General features: G+C 43.4%; 18 protein-coding genes. 11 read left to right on the forward strand and 7 right to left on the reverse strand.

All coding sequences use genetic code 11. The features are described 5' to 3' along the window. Window positions 1-193 precede the first annotated feature (193 nt). Window positions 194-544 (reverse strand): hypothetical protein, encoded by a 351-nt coding sequence (locus ACR8BL_RS24135; protein ID WP_434749882.1) that lies wholly within the window; start codon window positions 542-544, stop codon window positions 194-196. Between the two features lie 154 nt (window positions 545-698). Here ACR8BL_RS24135 and ACR8BL_RS24140 point away from each other — a divergent pair, with 154 nt between their 5' ends. The 4 genes from ACR8BL_RS24140 to ACR8BL_RS24155 all read left to right on the forward strand — a co-directional run bounded on the left by ACR8BL_RS24140 (window position 699) and on the right by ACR8BL_RS24155 (window position 3,557). Continuing rightward, window positions 699-1,646: a helix-turn-helix transcriptional regulator gene (locus ACR8BL_RS24140; RefSeq protein ID WP_434749883.1), complete on the forward strand. Its 948-nt coding sequence runs from the start codon at window positions 699-701 to the stop codon at window positions 1,644-1,646. Window positions 1,647-1,712: 66 nt separating this feature from the next. Further along, entirely contained in the window at window positions 1,713-2,255 is a 543-nt protein-coding gene (locus ACR8BL_RS24145) for a DinB family protein (RefSeq protein WP_434749884.1), read from the forward strand. Between the two features lie 258 nt (window positions 2,256-2,513). Then, window positions 2,514-2,942 (forward strand): hypothetical protein, encoded by a 429-nt coding sequence (locus tag ACR8BL_RS24150; RefSeq protein ID WP_434749885.1) that lies wholly within the window; start codon window positions 2,514-2,516, stop codon window positions 2,940-2,942. A 21-nt stretch (window positions 2,943-2,963) separates the two neighbouring features. Beyond that, a complete protein-coding gene (locus tag ACR8BL_RS24155; protein ID WP_434749886.1) occupies window positions 2,964-3,557 on the forward strand; it encodes a YdeI/OmpD-associated family protein in 594 nt (197 codons plus the stop codon). A 148-nt stretch (window positions 3,558-3,705) separates the two neighbouring features. On the opposite strand, the gene ACR8BL_RS24160 is transcribed toward ACR8BL_RS24155, so the two are convergent. From ACR8BL_RS24160 to ACR8BL_RS24175, 4 genes are all read right to left on the reverse strand, one after another. Further along, window positions 3,706-4,473 carry a hypothetical protein gene (locus ACR8BL_RS24160; RefSeq protein ID WP_434749887.1) on the reverse strand — a complete coding sequence of 256 codons (768 nt, stop codon included), beginning with the start codon at window positions 4,471-4,473 and terminating at the stop codon, window positions 3,706-3,708. 76 nt (window positions 4,474-4,549) lie between these two features. Beyond that, window positions 4,550-5,146 carry a hypothetical protein gene (locus ACR8BL_RS24165; protein WP_434758276.1) on the reverse strand — a complete coding sequence of 199 codons (597 nt, stop codon included), beginning with the start codon at window positions 5,144-5,146 and terminating at the stop codon, window positions 4,550-4,552. Between the two features lie 307 nt (window positions 5,147-5,453). Then, window positions 5,454-6,776 carry an amidohydrolase family protein gene (locus ACR8BL_RS24170; protein WP_434749889.1) on the reverse strand — a complete coding sequence of 441 codons (1,323 nt, stop codon included), beginning with the start codon at window positions 6,774-6,776 and terminating at the stop codon, window positions 5,454-5,456. 278 nt (window positions 6,777-7,054) lie between these two features. Next, complete coding sequence (locus ACR8BL_RS24175) at window positions 7,055-7,666, reverse strand: TetR/AcrR family transcriptional regulator (protein ID WP_434749890.1); 612 nt, start codon at window positions 7,664-7,666, stop codon at window positions 7,055-7,057. 200 nt (window positions 7,667-7,866) lie between these two features. Here ACR8BL_RS24175 and ACR8BL_RS24180 point away from each other — a divergent pair, with 200 nt between their 5' ends. The 4 genes from ACR8BL_RS24180 (at window position 7,867) to ACR8BL_RS24195 (ending at window position 12,594) form a co-directional block, all read left to right on the forward strand. After that, the gene (locus ACR8BL_RS24180; RefSeq protein ID WP_434749891.1) at window positions 7,867-9,186 is read left to right on the forward strand and encodes an ATP-binding protein; all 1,320 of its coding nucleotides are present in this window, start codon (window positions 7,867-7,869) and stop codon (window positions 9,184-9,186) included. A gap of 81 nt (window positions 9,187-9,267) precedes the next feature. Continuing rightward, the gene (locus ACR8BL_RS24185) at window positions 9,268-9,537 is read left to right on the forward strand and encodes a hypothetical protein (RefSeq protein WP_434749892.1); all 270 of its coding nucleotides are present in this window, start codon (window positions 9,268-9,270) and stop codon (window positions 9,535-9,537) included. A gap of 553 nt (window positions 9,538-10,090) precedes the next feature. Continuing rightward, complete coding sequence (locus ACR8BL_RS24190) at window positions 10,091-11,128, forward strand: ROK family protein (protein ID WP_434749893.1); 1,038 nt, start codon at window positions 10,091-10,093, stop codon at window positions 11,126-11,128. Between the two features lie 266 nt (window positions 11,129-11,394). Continuing rightward, entirely contained in the window at window positions 11,395-12,594 is a 1,200-nt protein-coding gene (locus ACR8BL_RS24195; protein WP_434753233.1) for an MFS transporter, read from the forward strand. Window positions 12,595-12,683: 89 nt separating this feature from the next. On the opposite strand, the gene ACR8BL_RS24200 is transcribed toward ACR8BL_RS24195, so the two are convergent. Further along, on the reverse strand, window positions 12,684-13,316 hold the full coding sequence (locus tag ACR8BL_RS24200; RefSeq protein ID WP_434749894.1) for a hypothetical protein: 633 nt from the start codon (window positions 13,314-13,316) through the stop codon (window positions 12,684-12,686). A 465-nt stretch (window positions 13,317-13,781) separates the two neighbouring features. Further along, window positions 13,782-14,375 carry a DedA family protein gene (locus ACR8BL_RS24205; RefSeq protein ID WP_434749895.1) on the reverse strand — a complete coding sequence of 198 codons (594 nt, stop codon included), beginning with the start codon at window positions 14,373-14,375 and terminating at the stop codon, window positions 13,782-13,784. A 572-nt stretch (window positions 14,376-14,947) separates the two neighbouring features. On the opposite strand from ACR8BL_RS24205, the gene ACR8BL_RS24210 reads away from it, so the two are divergent. The 3 genes from ACR8BL_RS24210 to ACR8BL_RS24220 all read left to right on the forward strand — a co-directional run bounded on the left by ACR8BL_RS24210 (window position 14,948) and on the right by ACR8BL_RS24220 (window position 21,307). Beyond that, a complete protein-coding gene (locus ACR8BL_RS24210; RefSeq protein WP_434749896.1) occupies window positions 14,948-18,145 on the forward strand; it encodes a GNAT family N-acetyltransferase in 3,198 nt (1,065 codons plus the stop codon). After that, on the forward strand, window positions 18,132-19,007 hold the full coding sequence (locus ACR8BL_RS24215) for an amidohydrolase family protein (RefSeq protein ID WP_434749897.1): 876 nt from the start codon (window positions 18,132-18,134) through the stop codon (window positions 19,005-19,007). Before ACR8BL_RS24210 ends, ACR8BL_RS24215 begins: the two co-directional genes overlap by 14 nt. Before the next feature lie 239 nt (window positions 19,008-19,246). Further along, a complete protein-coding gene (locus ACR8BL_RS24220; protein ID WP_434749898.1) occupies window positions 19,247-21,307 on the forward strand; it encodes a methyl-accepting chemotaxis protein in 2,061 nt (686 codons plus the stop codon). Window positions 21,308-21,354: the final 47 nt, after the last annotated feature.

A 21,354-nucleotide genomic window follows, 5' to 3' on the forward strand; every position in this document is an offset into this window, starting at 1 on the left:
TTGCTGTGATAAAAAGGGTTAAGTCTGGGTGAGTTATAAAATAGGATTTAGAATGACGTGAGTAAAGGTGAGTTGGACGGGGAGGCGCATACCTAGGCTTATACAGTAGAATTTATGTAGTATGGCGCATCTCCAGTGAGCCTGTGTACCAGACGAAAGCCTTTCAGATGTAATCCGAAGGGCTTTTTGGGATTCACATTTTCCATGGGAGACGAGGGTACTTGTAACGAAAAACGGTATTATTCTCATGTTTAACATAAATCCATGGAGGTGGAACGGGGGTGCCGAACGCTTTGTATAACGTTGTTCCGTCATCACTTGTCGAATATGGCTCTATGCTGTCCAGAATGTCTCCCCCGTGCATGTTTCCTTGATAAGACAAGGTCTTCCCCTGCGTGCTAATATGAGGTGCACCTGAAATGAATCGGTAGGTTGTATTGATCAAGCCAACCTTTTGGGAGGACAACATTACGAGTTCACTTAGGAGTAGTATGCTGATGAAAAGCAGAAGAATTGCACTCGTAATCCAGCGTTTTTTCTTCATTTTGCAGACCTCCATTATGGTGAAGTATAAGTGGAATTTCAATCTTTCGAAATGACCCCATTCTCAGACTCTTCTCACATCGTAGACTTAACCACAGATGATTATGATAGAATAAATAATCTAGGATGATGAAACAATAGGGGACTGTATAAACATGAACAAAACGGAGCGACAGCTCGCCATTACGCTGGAATTACAACGAACAAAACTGATAAGGGCGGAGGATCTGGCCGCTCAATTCGAGACAAGTGTTCGTACAATATATCGAGACATCCAAGCACTAAGCGAGGCTGGAGTGCCCATTGCAGGTACGCCAGGTCATGGCTACTCTCTGATGGAAGGGTACTTTCTTCCTCCTGTTAGTTTTAGTGCGGAGGAAGCCGTATCGCTACTTATGGGAGCGAAGTTTATTGAACAGAGATGGGATACCGCCTATGGTATTCAGGCCAAGTCTGCACAGCGTAAGATTGAAGCCATTTTACCAGATGCTATTCGTAAGCAGTCCTCGCGTGTACAGGAAACGATGCGTGTGCTTCATCCGATGGGAAGTGATACAACAGTGATGGTGAGAAGCTACCTTAACGATATACGGAATGCAATTCTGGAGCAACGTAAAATCAGCTTGATGTATCTGAAAAAAATGCCGGGAGCGGACGGGAAACGCTCGAATCAGCGTGTCGTGTCTCCATACGGACTCACCCTGGTGCGGGAAAATTGGGTGTTGATCGGCAGATGTGATCTGCGGCAAGACGTTCGTCATTTTCGTTTGTCCCGCATGTCGGAGCTTTCTGTTCTGGAAGAAAAATTTGGTCTACCGCCAGATTTTGATCTGAATCGGTATCAGCCACCAGATGATCGCAACGAACGTGTGCTTGTCCGAGCGACAATTGAAGTTGCTGACAAAATGAGGGAGGCCCTTCATTTTTATATTGATCTCGTGGAGGAGCACGAGGACGGCATTCATTTTGACTTTCGTGTCCGCTATCCTGAGGAAATTCTGCATCATCTGCTTGGTTTGGGTGGAGATATCGAAGTGATGGAGCCGGAGTCTCTGCGTGTTCGTATGCGGGAGATCGCGACAAATATCTTAAAACACTACTGACATACCCTTGTCAGTAGTGTTTTTTTATACTGGAATTAATCAAGATGAAGAGGAGTTGTTTGCAGGATGAAAAGCACAAATGAAATATTACAATCTTTCGAGACTTCAGTAGAGAGGTATGTAGCAGAATTAAATCTTATGAATATGGATGAGTTAATACAAAAAGAGAATGAAGAGGAATGGTCGATCGGGCAGATGTACATGCATTTGATACAATCGGCCCTGTTCATGCAGTTGCGTAATATCGAGCATGCTTTGGCCAGGAATGAGCACACAGTAGATGTTGATGCGGAAAAAACAGAGCTGGGCAATCAGGTATTCGAGGCAGAACAATTCCCTCCTGTTCGGGTTAAAGTACCAGCTTCGCCGCAATACACACCAGTGCAACCCGAAAGTAAGGAACAACTGGCCCAGGGACTGCAGCAGGTTCTGGATCGGATGCGAAGTACAGCAACTGTACTTGTTCTAGAAGAAGTGGTCACAGGTTCCAAAGTGCCTCACCCTCGTCTTGGAGCGTTAAATGCTCAGGAGTGGTTCCACTTGATCGATATGCATTATAAGCATCATTTTTTACAACTGGATCGCTTGAAAATGAATCTGGTAATGTAAATCGAATAGTCAATTATATAAGTCTAACCATCTATGTGCACTTTAACGGAGAAGGCTTTATACATTTGCATTTTTTTAAAACAGTATGAAAAGAAACGGCTCATAAATTGTTTTATGAGCTCTTTTTGTGCGCTATAGATCAAGCTGGATTGAATCCAAAACGCAATAAAGAGCTCAATGGCAGGATGTGATATCTAAAGAAGGGGATAGTTAAGCGTTGTCGAATGAAGTAGTATACTTCAAAGGAGTTGTCAATTTATGCAGTATGATCGGGATATATTAACGGCTCAGGATGTTTTTGACTATGAGTCTCATGAGGTAAGAAGTGTGTTACGGTCTGTTAAATATAGCATAAGGGTAGGAGACCTTTTTTTTATTATTACTCCTTACAATGATGAAATGTATGTTGTAGAAGAGATCGAGGAACATTATGACAGTTGGACTGTTATTTATAATGGAGGAAGAAGAGTAGCAGAGCAAGATGTATTTCCCCTATTCACCGTGGGTTCATTAATAAACATGTTATCTTATGATAATGAGTTTGATTTACGGACTGCTGGGGCTAAGTGGATTGTAATTATTGATCATTGCCATGAGTATGCTTCAGAGGAAAGTGAGCTTCTTGTTACATTTTTATGGTATGTGCTTGTTGATTTAAGTGTACGAGGACTAATTAGTCGTGATTAAGCAGACGAGAGGAAGATACCTGTGGTAGTCCAGAATACCAATCCCAAAGTAGATGAATATTTAAGCAAAATCAAAACGTGGAAAGAAGAATCCTTGAAGTTAAGGGAGATCATTCAAGAATTTGACCTGACCGAAGATTACAAATGGATGCATCCATGCTACACGTTGAACGGGAAGAATGTGGTGCTGATTCATGGCTTTAAGGAGTACTGTGCGATCCTCTTTATTAAAGGAGCTCTGCTCAAGGACACCCATGGCCTCTTGGTTCAGCAAACAGAAAATGTGCAAGCGGGTCGTCAGATTCGTTTTACTGATTTGCAGCAGATTGTAGAGCAGGAAGAAATGCTGAAATTGTATATTCAGGAGGCAATTGAAGTTGAGCAAGCTGGCTTGCAAGTAGAGAAAAAGAAAACAGAGCAATACGTGGTTCCGGACGAACTCCAGCACCAATTCGATGCCAATCCTGCCTTCAAGGAGGCATTCGAAGCACTAACCCCTGGTCGTCAGCGGGCGTATCTGTATCACTTTTCACAGCCAAAACAATCCAAGACCAAGACAGCTCGCATTGAAAAATGTATGCAGCCTATTATGGAGGGAAAAGGATTGAATGACTGATGCGTAAGTAAGTGCGTCTATGCTCCCGAGTACTGAAAAGTCATTTTCAACAGATAAAGGAAGGTACTGAAAACGATCTGGAACTACAAAAAAAGCCTGAGGTTTTTTAGGGCGAACAAATATATAAGGCACAAAGGCACCTGTTTAATTAAGGTGCCTTTGTATTATATTCGTCGATATTGACCGGAATAAATGCTTTGAATATCGTTTTCCTCAGAGAATGATTGATTTGTTCTGCTTTTAATTCGAGGTTTAGATTTGTAATGTCCTGATCTATAAAATATTCTTTCGGAATGTCGATGCGGAATTCGTAAGTTATGGTGTCTGCTGTTTCTGATATTGTTTTTTTTTCTTCCAATGAAGCGATTTTTTGAATGGATGCAGGTACTGAAAATTGAATGTCTGCTCCTTCAACTTTTGTAAACTCAATGGTGTAGACTAAAGAACCCTTAGCTTGTTTATAATGCTTACTGCGAATGAAGGCTTCCTTGTCATTGGGAATGGTGTCATCCGAAGTTTTTCCTTCGTAATAGTAGTCCCCTACAGGGATTTCGATATGGTTATTGTGTGCATCAGTCAATGTTACAGTATCAAAATGATTAATTTGTTTATTTGCCTGCAAAACAAGAATATGTTTATCTTGAAGTTGAATGCTCTCTTTATTAGGAATCTCAGCTACAAGGTTTCTGCCAGAGAATAGTTCTATCTTAGAAATGTCAATAAAATCTACAGCATAAGGCAAGTATATTTTGAACTCTTTAGTTTGAAAAAAATAACTTTCTTCTTTAGGAACAGTTTTTTCAAGGAGTGCTATTTTTTTATTGTACTCTTTAGGTAATTCCCCAGAGTTTTTAGTGGATGTTTCCAGAGTTGCAGGAGAAGTATCTTGAATGCATCCTGATAATAAAATTAACATGGAACAACTAATTAAAATTTTTCGCATTATTCCTCCGATTTAAGGAAGGGCGGCAGAACCGCCCTAATTATATGTTTTATTTGATCGGGTTGGACCAGAGCCAGGTTTCAAAACCTCTATAGTCGAATGTTGATGCATTATATTGTGTATCCCAGAAAATTCCGATGTCTGTGTAACGATAATCCTCTTGTGTAACTTTAATAGCACTTTTTTGTTCATACACCCAGCCAGCTGGAATTGTATATTCTTCGACCAATGATTTTTCGAATTTTTGTCCAATTGCTCCTGCTAATTTAAATCCAACGACATCTTTAAAACCAAAGCTCGTCTCACCACTTACTGAAATTGTGAATTCGGATTTTGTTGAAAGCGTCCTCTTAACAGCGCCCGCTGCAACATTGTTGTAGCAATCTCTGTCGTAGCTAGTGTAGAAGTTTGCTTCAGCTACTTTGGTCCAGGAATTTCTTCCCATTGTTCCAATGCCACCTGAGTTAGGAATAGTAACTGGCTTTAAATTTTTTCTGAAATTATCTTTCAGATCTTTCTCAGTAAGTAATTGTACTCCATCAATGGAAATTTTTCCATCTTTATACTCTTCAATTGGTGCCCGATTGTTAACAGTAGTTTCTGAATCGGATGCAAGAACAGGAATAGCTAAAGATAAGAATAGCACTTTAACTAAGCTTAAAACCTTTAAACTCTTTTCAACAACAAAATAATTACCTCCTAAAATATGTATTGGTTACAAAGGTGATTATGTACAATTATATAAACATTTAATATGGTTATAAAATGTTATATTTCCATAATTTTAAAAATTATAAAATTAACTGAAGATTGATCTTGAAGACTGAGCTCATCGCTGTACACAGACAATGATGAGCATTTGTTTTAGTCATTAATATATCTATAAATAATATTAGGAGGAGGGTTAAAAGGTAAACTTCGACATTTTACTCTGACTTTGTCATAACTCTATCTCACCACACAGCATTAAGAACATGATCGACTTCCTGGATATGTGTGACGGATGGATTCTGAATCAGATTACCTTTGACCATAACCATCGACATGCTGGATAAGGCTTCAATCTGCTTTAGCGGATTTTGATCCAGGACAATCAAATCGGCCTGTTTGCCGATATCTAACGTACCCGTTATATTATCAATCCCTAGAATTTTGGCATTCGTATAGGTGACCATGTCGATGACATCTTTACTGGTCAGATTCGTTTGTCTCATATAATGATCCATCTCTCTCCACATATCGTAGTGGGTCACGTAGGACATGGCCGCATCGTTTCCGATTCCAATAGTAATGCCGTTGTCAATGGCCTGTTCCACCCCTTTGAGCATGGAGTCGTAGACGAGTCTGGCGTTTTCTTTGACCGTCGTACTTAACTTGGTCACACTTGGATCGAGCGAAGCGGATGGATAAGCGGCTTGCAGGGTAGGGATCAATGCGGTGTAACCATGAAGGGCCTTGGGGTTATTTTTATACAAATGAATAATCTCGTCATCCATCTCAGCCCCATGCTCAATTGTATCCACGCCCCCTTGAAGCGCAACACGCACACCTTCCGTGCTCTCCACATGAGCGGCAACCTTCATCCCGATCTTGTGCGCTTCCTCGCAGACCGCCGCGACCTCGTCCACCGTCATCTGCAGACGTCCAGCTTCGCCAACCATCTTGGCATCCGTTACACCGCCCGTCACACAGATTTTGATCCAGTCCACACCGTTCTTCACATTAATCCGTGTATTTTTGCGCATTTCCCAAGGTGAGTCACCCTCCAGCGCCAAGTAAGGAGCACCATGTCCACCTGTCACACTCAGGAAAAATCCCGAAACAAGCAGATTCGGACCCACCCATTCTCCTCGGTTAATCTCATCTCGCAGCTGCACATCGGTATAAAAGAATTCGCCCACACTGCGCATGGTTGTCACACCCGCATGGAGTGCGGTAAGCGCGTTGCGTTTCATGCGTCTCTTCAAAACCTTTCGCCCGAATCGGGTATTCAGAATCCGATGATAAGCAAAATCCAGCAAACCTTCACTGACAGAGAGGGTGAGTGGTTTACCATCGGCGAATAGATGCACATGTGCGTTAATCAGTCCTGGCATCACGTATTTTCCGGTGAGATCAATTGTTGTGTAGTGACTGGGGATATGCAGTTCCTGATCTGGCGCGATATTCTCGATAAGTCCTTGTTCGTTGACGAGAATCGTCATGTTTGGCTGCAAATTTCGGCTGGAGTCGCCGTGGATCAGATAGACGTTTTTCAAAGCGTAAGCGGTGTTCATGGTGTGTTCCTCCTTGGGTGTGGGTGGTGTTACATGATGTTACATGTTGAATCAGTTGAGTGATACGGTTCTGTGCTATTTGGTTTCTCTGTGCAAAGTATTCTTGTGGTCTAAAAGTGAATTAATAATTCATTTTTGGGTTAAAAAAATAGATCGACTTGCCTATGCTTATTTTTTGCGTGCAAATCATGTGAGTGGAACTGATCTGCACGCCGTGCGACGCGTAGTGATCTATGGTAAAGGTGGTTTTTTGCTTTGTAGTGATCCAGCAGTAATCCTTATTCGTTCAAGCTCTTCATGCCGTATAGTCGGTATACATACAACGCTTCAAAGATCTGCTTGCGGCTGTCCTCGCTCATGTCTCGTTTCAATAAATCCAGATTCATGTCAATGACGTTATGTGCCAAGATGTTCAGCAGAATCAGGTTCTCCTCGGTGCCGATCTCATAGTGTTTGTATTGATTTTTGAGATAGGCCTTCTTCGTGTCGATCATCAGCTCAACCAGCTCGTTCTTGGCGTTGGTGTAGATGGTGCCTTTGTTCTTTTCAAAAATAATGATGATCTGATTCCGATATTTCCGCAGCACATCTATCTGTTCCTGCATGAGGACGGAACGCTGCTCAATGTTCGTTTCCTCAAACGCGGTCTGGTTATCAAAATGAATCGTCTCCACCAGTACCTTTTTCAGATAGTCCACCAAATCCGGCGGAACAACGGCGTAGAACAGCTCCTTCTTGTTCTTGAAATAGGTATAGATATTGCCGACCGATATATTGATCTCATTCGCAATATCATTCATCTTGGCATCCACAAAGCCTTTCTCAAAAAAGACCTTGAGCGCCGCATATTCAATCTCTTTCCTGACTTCGTCTTTCTTGGCCTGCACCATCGGGAACGACTCCTTAAAAGTGAATGAGTAATTCGTTATTAGGATAGACCTTTTTGGAGGGAGTGTCAAATGGGGGGGGATCCATTCTTTCAATAATAAGTTTAAATTTTAATATATTATAGTGATGGGATTAATTTACTCTTGAACAAACGTATGTTATCTTAGTTTAATCTACAGGACGAATATTGAGGGGTTGAAATATGAATAATAATATCAATTTAGGGCATGTTTTCGGTGTGTCTAAGAACATTCTTAAAAGTTATGTAGAGAGAGCCATCGATTATGAGTTAAAAGATAAACTTGATTTAACAGATCATCATATTGTAATTTTTGGCGAAACTAAAGTTGGTAAAACTTTTCTTAGAAAAAAATATATTCCTGTAACTGATGAGGTTGTAGTAATTGACTGTACTAAAGGGATTAATTTGAGTGATATATATATGCAAATCTTATACAAATCAGGAGTAGATTCTATTGAGAATATTACTAAATCAATGGAAGAAACAAATAAACTAAAAGGAGAGGTAAGTGCTAATTTTCTTGAGTTTATAAAGTCTAAGATTACTGGTGAAACAGTAGACACGTCAAAACATAATGAACTAATTAAACCTTATATTCCAAATACAGTTAGTGTTCTTGTCTCAAATGAGCTTGAGAAAAAGGGTATAAACACAGTTATTCTTGATGATTTTCATTATTTACCTTTAATAGAACAATATCAATTAGCATTTGATCTAAAAATGTTTTATCAAAATGGTATTCGGTTTGTCGTACTAGGTACTAAAATAACATCAGGATATTTTGAAAAATTTAATGGAGAATTATCACATAGGATAGATTATATTGATGCTACTGAATGGAATGAATCTGAACTTAAAGAAGTTGTAAATAAGGGATCAAAAGCATTAAATATAAATTTCAATGAGGAAGTAATCGACTATCTTATCAGTTCTTCAAACAGTATAATTTCTGTTTTCCAAGGATTGTTATTTAATTTATGTCAAAAAAATGATGTAAAAAAACCTCAACAAAATCATATAATTATCAGTAGTGTAGAAGAAGCGAAAAATGTAACTACCGAATATTGGGAAAAAATGACTTTAACATATTTTAATAAAATAAAGGATATTGCGAGTGGAGGAAGAAAAAGAAAGTTACAGCTGTACTACTATATTACAAAAATAATACTAAATTCTGAGCAAGATATAATAAGAAATGGATTTTCATTTCAATACTTATACGAGAATTTGAAAAATCATCATCCACTTGGGGATAGTATTAATCATGGTGCTTTGACTACTGTACTAAACCATTTTGACGAACTACAGATAGACAAAGAGATATTCCCTAAAGTGTTCACATACTTTGATAAAAGATTATCAGTTGTAGACTCTGATTTTTATTTTATTACAAAGCATTTAGATAAAAGTAAAATAAATGAAATTCTTCCTCCTCATGATTACGCTATAGAGATTATTGAAACTGAAAGAGATTTTCAAATGAAACTTTTCGAGGATTAATTTGATGTTACCTGATACGTCTTAACGTACCGCATTCCATTAACTTATATGTTAATCTCTCCTTAACAAAGGAGTGGTGACATGACAAGTACCCACGGCGAAGAATTCGCTTCGCAGTACGCACAACTCGTAAAGCAGGAAGACGATTACGTCGATCAACTGGTCACGTGTAACAAACTCATCCTGGATGCCATGGACATTATCGCGAAGCGGGCAGGGGTGTTGCATATGGACACGGTAAAACAGGCGGCGTATCACCTTCACGCGATGGAACAGGATCTGAACCGCAAGTTATTTGAAGTCAGGCTGGAGAAAAGCATCTTGGCCCATCACATGAGCCAGTCTACATAACTGTATGAACGAAAAAGACAGTACAGGATCATTCTAGGAATGATCTTGACTGTCCTTTTAATCTTTATAAGCGCTCCCAAATTATTCCCCCATATAAGCATTTCAATGGACGTAGGCATGGAGACTTCCATCGCAAACCTGAGTATTAACTAATCATTTTTCTTTATTGTATTCATTTTATTTTCCAAGTTAGAAACTCTTTTTGAGAGCCCCGACACCTTACGAAATACATAGTAAATTCCGAATAATACCAAGATAAGACATATAGTTAAAATGATAAATTCCGGCCAATAGAACCAACTCATATAAATCCACCTCCTTGACACTTATGTTTAATTTTATCATTTAGTAACAATTATGTGAAATATAATACAACGCACTAGCTAATTCTTCTTTCTTACTAGTTCAATCTTGTTCGTAATAAGCATTGACTTTCCACATCAATCCCCCTAAACTTCAATTATTAAAATACTTTTAAAAACTACCCTCCAATACTTTCTCGAATACGCGATAACCCCCACACATACAAACGAAAGGAGGCGCACAACAAACGATGTTACCCACATCTCACAACACCCAACAGGTCAAACGCATTAACGTTGAAATTGTAAAAAATACACTACGGTCCATGGGTATAGGCACGAAGGCTTCCATCGCAAACCTGACCAAACTCAGCGTGGCGACCTGCGGAACGATACTAAATGAACTACTCCAGACAGGGGAGATCATTGATCTGGGCCCGGATGAGTCGAGCGGGGGCAGACCGGCGAGTCGGTATCAGTTTAATGCGGACTACGCGAGTGTGCTGTGTCTGATTATTCGTACCGAAGGCGGCATTCATTCGATCACACATACATATGCCAACCTGAATGGAGAGATGGCGGACGAACAGACGCTTGTTTTGGAAGAGATTAATGTCACGGTGGTAGAGGAACTGATTGCTGAACTGATTGAGCAGCATCACAATGTGCAGGCTATCGGAATCGGGATACCAGGGGTTGCGCACAATGGGGTAATTGGTATCTGTGACGTACCGGAACTGGCTAACCAGCCGCTCGGTTTAAGGCTCAAAGAGCAATATGAAGACATCGAAGTGGTCATTGGCAACGATATGAATCTGACGGTGTACGGACTGTACAATGAGCAGCAATTTGAAGAAGAGAAAAACTTTGCGGTAGTTACGTTCCCTGAAAACCATTTTCCGGGTGCAGGTTTTATTATCGATGGTCGGCCGCTCACCGGGAATACGCAATTTGGGGGCGAGGTGTCCTTTTTACCCTTTGGCGTGTCACGGGAAGAGCAGCTGCGCATGTTGAAAACGAAAGAAGGATTGCAGGAACTCGTCGTACAGACGCTGGTATCCATTATTGCAATCATCAACCCGGCTGCGATTGTGGTGACGGGCGACAGGATGGACCCCGCAATGCGGGACGGCCTGTTACAAGGTTGTTTGAATCACCACATTCCACAAGAGCATATGCCTGAGCTGATGATTCGCCGCGACACCCGACGTGAGTATGTTACCGGACTGGTAGCCGTATCGCTGGAAAGCTTAACCTACCGCATTCAGGTGGTTGAGAAGCAGTGGTAGGGACTACTTATTTATGAAGTGAAGTTAAGCAAAATTTTTTACACGAGAGCGGAGAGGGCAGAGCCAATCTGGAGAACGCCTTTATCACTGTATTTTCACCGTTAGAAAGAAATTCAAAAAAATACAGGGATAATAGCGGGCGTAAGATGGCACTGCAATCGGAGGTACAGCGTGTAACCATTTTTCTGGACACAATGGGGGAACTAACTTTGAATCAGCAAGCAGGTACACAAGGCAACAAACGAAAGTTCAACAAGCTGTACGCCATGCAGCTGGCGACGATCTTTTTAGGATTTATCGTATTTGGCATCTCGGAAAATATTAAAGGCCCTGCGATTCCGCGCATTCAATTTGACTTCAATCTGGATGAGAAACAGCTCGGGACGTTATTGTCCCTGAACGCTCTGGGATACCTGATCGCCTGCGGGTTTACCGCAATACTGGTTCGCAAATGGGGCATCAAGGCGGTCAGCATCATTTCATTTGCATCGATGATCCTATCGGGTGTGTTCATTTATGTATCGCATACGTATCCGCTTTTTGCGTCATCCTACTTCTTCATGTATATCGGTAACGGGATGTTGGAGATTGCGCTGGCGATTCTCGGAGCGCGGATTTTTGTGAAAAATACAGGCACGATGATGAACCTGTCCCATTTCTTCTATGGGCTGAGTTCAACGGTGGCGCCGTTGCTGGCGACAGGCGTCATGTCACTCACGGTATTTGGCTACCTACTGGACTGGCGCGGCATGTATCTGGTTATGCTGTCCCTTTGTCTGCTGCCGATCATCGCGGCACTGCGCAGTACATTTCCCGGAGATGATCTTGCGCATGAGGATCGAACCTCACTCAAGACATTGACACGTGATCCGGCCCTGTGGCTGATGGTGCTTATTCTTTCTTTTGGCGTGGTATCCGAACTGGCAGTTGGGGGGTGGCTTGTTAACTTCCTGGAGAAAGCCTACACGTGGGACACGGTTAAAGCTTCGGGGTTATTGTCTGCATTTTTCCTCACATTCTCGCTGGGGCGTTTGTTGCTTGGACCGTTGACGGATCGAATCGGGTTTGTGCTATCGTTGATCTTGTTCTCAGCTTTCTCGGCGGTATGTACGTTTGTCGCACTTGCAGGTGGGGAGAGTCTGGCGATCTTCTTTGCGATATCGGGCGCAGGTATTGCGATGATCTATCCAACGGTGATGGCCTTTATCGCCCGCAGATATCCGAACGGGAGTGATACGGCAATTACGTTCACGGTTACGCTCATGGGAGTCGGCAGTGTCATCGGTAACTATGTGATTGGCTGGGTCATTGAAGGTGTGAAGAACATGTACGGTGCAACCACGCAGCTTGGCTTGCTGCGCGGACTTCAGGCGGGGTATGGATTTATCGGCTTGTGTGCGGTAATCTGTGCGGCATCTGGCGTGGTATTATATGTGTATTTGAAAAGAAGGCGGGAATTGATTTAGTTACTCCATCATTGGAAAATTCAATTGGAACTCTTTCTCCTATCTTTTTGGGGGGGAGGAGTTTTTAATTCTTCAAAACTAAATCTAAATTAGCTTAGTCGTTTCAATATTTCGTTTGCATATGCCGTCCAATCTTGGTCATCTGTATTGATTTCGATTGTTGGCAGGAGAGACAAAGCAGACTGTTTACGAAGTTCTGATTGAGTATGTAAAAAATCTTTGGCCGATTTTCGGATTTCATCTTGTGTCTTGTTTTTCCATTCGTGAGGCGTTCGACTCTGCATTCGTTGTTCGATGTTCTCAGATGAAACGGTTAGTAATACGCATTGAGCCCCAAGCTGAAGTAATTCATTTTCAAGGTTTTCGATCTCGTGTACGGGGTATGTGGAGAAAGCCACTCTATGATTCAAATGAAACCTTTCCAATACAAAGAATATTCCTCTAGACGCATTAGATGCATCTGGACCTAAATATGCTGCCCAATCATTTAGCTTTTTTAACATGCTAATTCGTTCTTTCAACAAATCAAGGTGTTCATCGCGATTCAAGCTTTTGTATTCTCCATGGACATTGTTTAATATTTGGGAATAATGTTCACTGAGCACAATGATACTTCGCTCTGATGATTCATTGTGTGCATGAAGCTGTTTCAATGCTTTTAGAACAGATGTCTTTCCTGCATGTGAATAACCCTCTAAAACAATTCCTCGAATATGGCTCATATAAACCTCCAACTAAGAAAGTGTTATGACAGCAAATAAGGAAAAAGTATAGAAATACTTTTTCCTTATTTGCTAAATTCAGCACGAACATTCCAAGTAAAATGAATAGAATTCCTTCAATTTTATAAGACCAAATTTCTGATTTGATCAAATCCCCCAAAATATCAGTAGTGTCTGATTTTACATTCTGATATTTTGCCAATACCAACATCGCTTTGTCCATACCCCAATCCGTACTTCGAGCGATGAATAGAAATCCAAGAATAAATAACACAAGAAAATGTTGTTGGTTTTTATACTCAATAAGTACCAATTATAAGATTCTGAAATTAGACTTGTCTCCATATTTGGAAAGAGTAGTAGTATATGTTGAGGCAGTGTCTGAAAGGGTGTTCCTAGCTTTGTAGCAATCTTTGCTCCAATCACCCATCTTACTCCCCTTACTTCAACAAGCGTCCCACTTGTCTAAGCCGGTCTTTTTTTCCAACGTTTCAACAGCATGTACAAGCCAAATGCAATCAGGAAAATCATACCTGCCGGAATGACATACGGTTTAACGACCTCGCCGACTTCTTCCCATTGTGCGCCCAATTTGTAGCCGAGATAAACATACAACGATGTGATCGGAAGCATGGCGAGAAAAGTAAAGATACTGAATTTGAACACGTTCATCTTCGCCATACCACATGGGATGGAGATGACGGTGCGAATGCCAGGCACGAAGCGTCCATAGAAAGCGACTCCGCTGCCGTATTTTTCGAAAAACTTATCGGAAGCCTCAACATGATGGGGGCGAATGAGGAAGTATTTGCCGTATTTCTCAACCATCGGTCTGCCGCCATAGCGTCCGAGTGCGTATAAGGTCAATGGGCCAAATGTGCCGCCAACGGTTCCTGCCAAAATAGCCAACCACAGCTTCATATCCCCGAGATATACCCAATATCCCGCCATGGGCAGAACAAGTTCAGCAGGGACAAATTCAAAGGACAAGGCAATAACCAGTCCTGCGTATGACAAATCTTTAAAAAAAAGTATGAATTGCGTAATCCACTCCGTCATGCTTTCCCTCCACGAATCTATCTATTTTTGATATAAGTAGACATTACTCTCTTCAGAGTACCAAGGGCGAATAGCGCTTGTCAAAACTCACAGGCAAGGCAATTTTTCCTTTCACCACCGGATATGTTAGCCTATACATAAGCCTGAGAGAGCCCCTAGATTGATACGGACGACCACGGTCTAAGGTTTCTTATTTACTTATAATCGTTCTGGAGCCAATATGAATCTATGAGACGAAGACACTCTGAAAATGTTTCCAAATATAGTATGATAAGACTATCGCTAGATAAGTTGAACAATTCATTTACACGCTAACGGAGAAGACAGAAAAAACCTGGAGAAGCAGAGCGGTCGCCTTTATCACCGGATTTACACCTTTATAAAAGTAATATGATAAATCTGGGGATAACAGCGATCGGAAGGTTATTCTGTCATCGGAGTGAACTGTGTAAAATCGTAACTCAACTTATATAGATTAGCTACATACAGCCTGGATTAGTTCAGTAGCGATCAGACGAAGGCTAGTTTGTTCACGAAGACCATCCTATACATATAGAGAAGGAGAGCAGAACATGAGCGTACAATCACAAACCATCATCGATCAAATTCATATTGTTGAATACAACGCCTCTTACGCCGCGAGCTTGGCAGACATGTGGAACCGAAGTAATGAGAGCTGGGGAGGCGGCACGAGGCAGAGAACAGAGGAAAGTATACGCCAGGAGATGGAGAACTCCTCCAATCTGCATGTATTTCTGGCTGTTCATGAGGAAGAGGTCGTCGGTTTTTGCAGCTTTGCCCATTATCGTTTTGACGAGAATGCACTATATGTACCGCTGCTTAACGTACGCCCCGACTACCACGGATACAAAGTTGGACGCAATCTGATACTGAAGGCTGTGGAGAAAACGGTGCAGGCGGGATGGCCGCGCCTGGATCTGTTCACATGGTCGGGCAATACGAAGGCGGTGCCGATGTACAAGAAATGTGGATTCTTTTGGGAGAAAAAAGACGACAGCGTACATCTGATGAACTTTATCCCGACCGTATTGCAGACCGAGGCGCTGGTACCGTACTTTGAAACATTAGATTGGTATGCTGACAGCACCCGTGAACTGGTGATCGAGCCGGATGGACGGCAGGAGCGGGGCTTCGATTTCCTGGATTATACGTGGCAAAAGGGAGACCTCTCCCTGCGGGCATCTTTTGAAAAAACAGGCCGCGGCTTGGCTGCTCTCGAAACGCCGGATTACCACATCCACACCGAAGTAGATCATCATGATCTGGTGTTTGGTTCGAGTTATCCCGTGCGTTATCATATTGAAAATAAATCCAACTTCAATCTTGAGTTCGAGATCAAAGGACAGGACGACAAAAATATCCGTTTTGCTATGGATGTCTTGCAAACCTTGAAGCCAGGCGAAACCATCACGGTAGAGGGAGAGTTTTACCTCGATCCGGTGACCGAAGAACAGAACAAGAACAAAACACATCCGGTTATCTGCAGTACTTGGCTTATTGGCGGCAAGAAAGCTCAGTTCCGTCTTGGCCTTCATCCTAAATTCCCTGCAAAGATTACGCCCGTTCTCCCCGTGAAGGAACTATATCCGGGTATTCCGGCAGAGCTAATCCTGAACGTGGAAAACAATGTGGATGCGGTAACAGAATTTGTTATGGAACTGCCTGCAGACGCTTTTCTAGACTGGACAGAGCGAACACTGCGCTTTACGTTACCAGCGAGAGGCAAACGTGCCGTGTCCGTCCCATTTACGCTGCATTCATATGGTATATATGCCCAAGATGTGGTGATCACCGCTGTTCCGGCGGGAGAATCGGAGATTTCTTTTACAAGAAAACTCTCTGTGCTGATGAAGGGCATTGAAGGCAGGTATGGCGGAGAGGCGAATGGACAGTGGATTGCGGTGAATGGCGCGTACTCCCTCCATATGAACAAACATGATAACGTCATGTGGATCGAATATCCCGGGTCACGTCACTCTTTCTGGTGGAACTATCCGAAGCTCGGGAAGCCATACTCGGAGGAGTTGTCCCTGAAAGAAGCCAAAGAAGTACAGATTGTGGCTGAGGGGAATCAGCAGGTTATGAAAGCGATCTATGAATTGGAAAATTTCCCGGGATTGCTGCTGAAGACAGTTGCCAAACTGTCTGCTAACGGAATTGCGACTTTCTCTCATGAGATTGTGAATACACGTGATACGGCATGGGAAGAAGAGTTATTCCTGATGGATCACTTCGGTTTCTACGGCAATCGGCTCATTCTGCCGTATCAAGGTCGTTTTGTGGATATGGGGGATGATTATGCCGGTGATCCGAACCATTGGGATACGGGACAAATTACGGAGAACTGGCTGTTTTGCAAGGAGGAGTATGGTGCGTGCGGCATCTACTGGGACCCTTCACTGAAACTGATTAAACCCGAATATATGCTGGCATTACAGCATGAACTGGGACGTTTGGAAGCCGGAGCTTCGGTAACCACGAAGGAAACGGTATTTGCGCTGAACACGTTTGCCAAGTGGACGGATTTCCGTGCATTCGCCCGTAAACAACCTAATGGGGTTATTCCGATGCTGGACAGTCATCTGGATGTGACACTGAATGATGGCAATCCATTTGCAGCAGATGTACTTCAGGCTGAACTTGTCGAGCGTAAGCTTGTTCCGCTTGCAGGTACGCTTGAGTTGTACGTACAGCAGGGTTATGAATCGGAGACTAAGGCAGATACGATGGTAATTGATGCGACGGAGCATCTGGACGCCGTTAAGCTGGAGTTTTCGCCTGAGGACACCGGAATGGGAACAGCAGACGAGTTAGCCAAGGCGGAGAGAGGCTGGAAAGTCCGCGGTGTGTATCAAGGAGAAGATCGGATTCAAGAGCGAACCGGACTTTGGTTCCCGCAGTCACGATCCGAGGTGCAGCTGGGGATGGGAGAGGGAGCAGACGGGTCAGGGACGTTATATACCGTAAACAATGGTGTGTTATCGATCACAGCTGATCCAGCATTTGCTGGTGTTATACACTCTCTGAAAGTTCAGGGAGAAGAGTGGCTGGACAGCTCATATCCTGAACCTGCCGCTCGTTCGTGGTGGAATCCATGGTATGGCGGGATGGCTGTCGATATTCCAGGCATGAACGGATTTAGCCGTCAAATGGAGCATACGGGGTTATCGTGGTCGGAGCAAAAGGATCAATTCGGCAATGTGTGGAAAGGCTTGAAGGTGACCACCCGCATCGAGGAACATGAAGCGAACCGCGGAATAACGGTTCAACAGCATTATCTGATGCTGCCTGGCGTTCCCGTACTGTGCACCTTACTTGCTGTGACCAACAAGAGTGGTCTGACACGGACCCATTATGCTCTTACAGAAGGTCGTTTCTTCAAGCCTTCGGAAGTATATACAGAAGGCTGGATCGAGCAACCGGGTCAAGATCGTTTTCCGCTCGGCAAAGTAGACATTGGCTTGCCTTTGAAGCACATTTTCCGAATAGGGTCGCGTTCTCGTCAAAACATGCTGCATGCGGTGAATCGTTACCCGAACCAGAATGCCTGGGCGTTTGCCAACAATCTGGTAACAGGACATCATGTAACACATGAACTCACGATTAAAGACGGAGAAACCGTCTGGACGGAGCCAACCTATCTTGTGCTGGGGCCGATCCCGCTCCGTGCGGCGGATGTACATGATCTGTTGAAGTTGAATTTTGTAACCACCACAGGCGAAGAGGAGGCTAACGATGCCCATCATTGATATTCACATCCATCTATCCGATATCGACAGCTTTCACCGTACTGCGATTGACCTGTCCAAAGTAGACTACAGCATGGCTGGCCTGAAGGCGGAATTTGATCGCAATGATGTCATTCTTGGCATCGGCATGGGCGTAAGCGAGCAGACGAAAGGAGCTTTCCCGGATTCCGGTTCCCCTAACCCGATGGGACTGGATCTGGAAGAGCAAGTCCCATCGTTTCTGATGGAGTGTGTAGGGATTAATCCAAATCGACTGGGTGGTAAACAAGCTCAAGACGAACTGGACCGGATTGAAGCCAGATTGCAGTCTCCCGAGGTTGCTGGAATCAAGCTGTACGCCGGATATTATCACCACTATGTGTATGACAAAATCTATACCCCGGTCTATGAGCTGGCGGCAAAATATAATCTGCCTGTGGTCATCCATACGGGAGACACCTACTCGATGAACGGGCTGCTCAAATATTCGCATCCGCTCACGGTGGATGAGCTTGCCTTGCAACAGCGTGGGGTAAACTTCATGATCTGCCATCTCGGTGATCCCTGGGTGATGGATGCAGCCGAGGTGGTGGCGAAGAATCCTAACGTATACGCGGATTTATCTGGGCTTGTGGTCGGGGATCGACCTCACTTCGAACGGTTTATGAACGAACCGCTGTTTATGGATCATTTCCGCCGGGCCTTGGTTTACTCGGATCATTATGAGAAAATGTTATTTGGAACCGACTGGCCGCTTGCGCCGATCGATCTTTATGCCGAATTTGTTCGCAGGCTTGTGCCAGAGCAACATCACGAAAAGGTATTTTATGAGAACGCGTTTAGCCTGTTTCCGCGTATTAATCAGCGTATTACGAAGTCATAACAATCCCCGAACAAGCTCTTGCCATTCTGCTGGCAGGAGCTTGTTTTCTTTTTGAATCAGAGAGACCGCTGTTCTTTAAGTTCACTACCATTCATTCCAATTTGTAATAAATTTAGATCATTAAAATTTTTTTTGTGCAAATGCTCCATTCACTGTCAGATTATTGGATTCATGCCGATATTAAAATATCAAACATTATATGGGTTCATACAAAATCGGGATGGATGGTGGAGGTATTCATGTTTTTTGCAAAAGCTGGACAGCGCCTAAGGAATATGTCTTTTCGAATCAAATTACCATTAATGATCAGTCTTCTCGTGTGTATCGTACTGACCGTAACGGCTGTGCTGTGTTATAAGATAGCCGAAGGTATTACACAGGATAAAAGTAAAGATGAGATTCATGCCAATTCAGATCGAATTGGAGCGGGGTTGTTCACCTCCCTTCAGTTGTCCGAACAGGCTGCATTTCTGATGACAAAACATAAGTCGTTCGAGCAATTGCTGGCGATTCGGAGTACGAATGAAGGGCAGGATGCAAATGCCTTTTTTGAGGAAAACCAAACTCTGGTAAATGAATCCAATGATATATTAGCTCAAAGTTTAGAAGGCATCGAGGGCGCCGTTGTGCTCATGCTGATTGATAAGAATGGCACGGTAGTCGCAGCGAACGACCCGAAGGCCGTGGGCGGAGATCGGGCGGATCGGGCTTATTTTAAGGAAGCGATTCAAGACCGCCAGGTAATCAGTGAAGGCATCATTTCCAAAACGCTGGGTACACTTGGCACTGTATTTGCCTCCCCGATGTATGATGAGAATAAGCAAGTAAACGGGGTGCTTATTGCCACGATATCTACGTCATTTTTTGTGAACCAATTGCAGAATGTCAAGATTAATGATGAAGGTAAAGTGATCGTTCTGGATCGGGTGGGTAAAGTGATGTATCACTCGGCAGATGCTAAACTGGCAGGGAAACCGCTGGAATCAGGAGAGTACAAGTCTCTTGTGGATTTGGCTCCAAGTAATGAATTGCAACAGGGCGAGTTAAGCACGGACGAGAAAGTTGTGTTTTATTCCAAAATCCCACAATCGGACTGGACGATTATTGTTGAGGATTCCTACGTAGACGTCAATCAGCCCCTAACAAGCATGGCGAATAAAATGTATATCGTTCTATTCAGTTCCATTGCCTTTTCAATTATTGTAGGCATTCTACTCTCACGAGTGATGACCAGACCAGTCACGTCCATTACTACGTTGTTTAAACAACTGGCGGGGGGCGACTTGACGGTACAAGCGAAGGAGAGATATAGCGGAGAATTCAGTGAACTGGCGGATAGCTTCAACACCATGGCTGAAGGAAACAGACAACTGATTGCCAGCATGAACACTTCCATCGGCGTCCTGAATAAAAGTACTGCGGAACTGGATCGGTCTGCGCAGCAGACATCTGCGTCGATAACAGATACGACAGCCACTGCACTAGAAATATCACGGGCGATGGAATCGCAGGCGAATGATACCGAGGCAATCGTGGATCAATTTATGAGCGTGGGTAGCAAAATTGTGAATGTCAACGAGATGTCTCAGTCCGTCATGGCTCAGGCTGATGAAATCACGGATGCATTCCAAAACAATCATGAAGTGATCGATGCCCTTATTGCCGTTAATGATCGGAATGAAGCAGAGGTTCATAACATCTCCAAAATCACCGTTCAACTCGCAGAGAGTTCGTCCGGTATTCAACAGATTACAAGTACCATTGCCGAAATTGCGAATCAGACCAAATTGCTTGCGCTGAATGCGTCTATTGAAGCGGCACGGGCAGGGGAGCAAGGCCGTGGATTCGCCGTCGTGGCCTCCGAAATACGCAAGCTCGCTGAACAGACAACGGCACAGTCCGAAGACATTAACCGTATCGTCATGCAGACGATTGAACATGTGGAGCAAAATAATCAGAGTGTGCAAGCTATTGAGGCCATTGCGGAGCAGCACAAGAGCAGCGTAATGCAAACCAAAGAAACCTTTAACTTTGCAACCCGGAACATGCAAGATATGATGAATCAAGTGCAGGCCATCGCCTCCGAGATTGAGTCTATTGAACGGGACAAAGACGAAGTCCTGGGTGCTGCACAGAACTTGTCCGCTTCAGGTGAGGAAGTGTCCGCATCCATTGAAGAAGTCACTGCCACCATGGAGGAGCAGTCAGGAATGACCGAGCATTTGGCGGAACTCGTGAAGACCATCGATGCTTTGACCAGACAGCTCGCTGAGGAATCGGCACGATTTAAAACGAATTAGGAAGCACTTGATGAAGGGAACCTGACTTTAAAAGTTCAATGATCTCA

This window comes from Paenibacillus amylolyticus (assembly GCF_051136285.1).
GTDB lineage: Bacteria > Bacillota > Bacilli > Paenibacillales > Paenibacillaceae > Paenibacillus > Paenibacillus amylolyticus_F.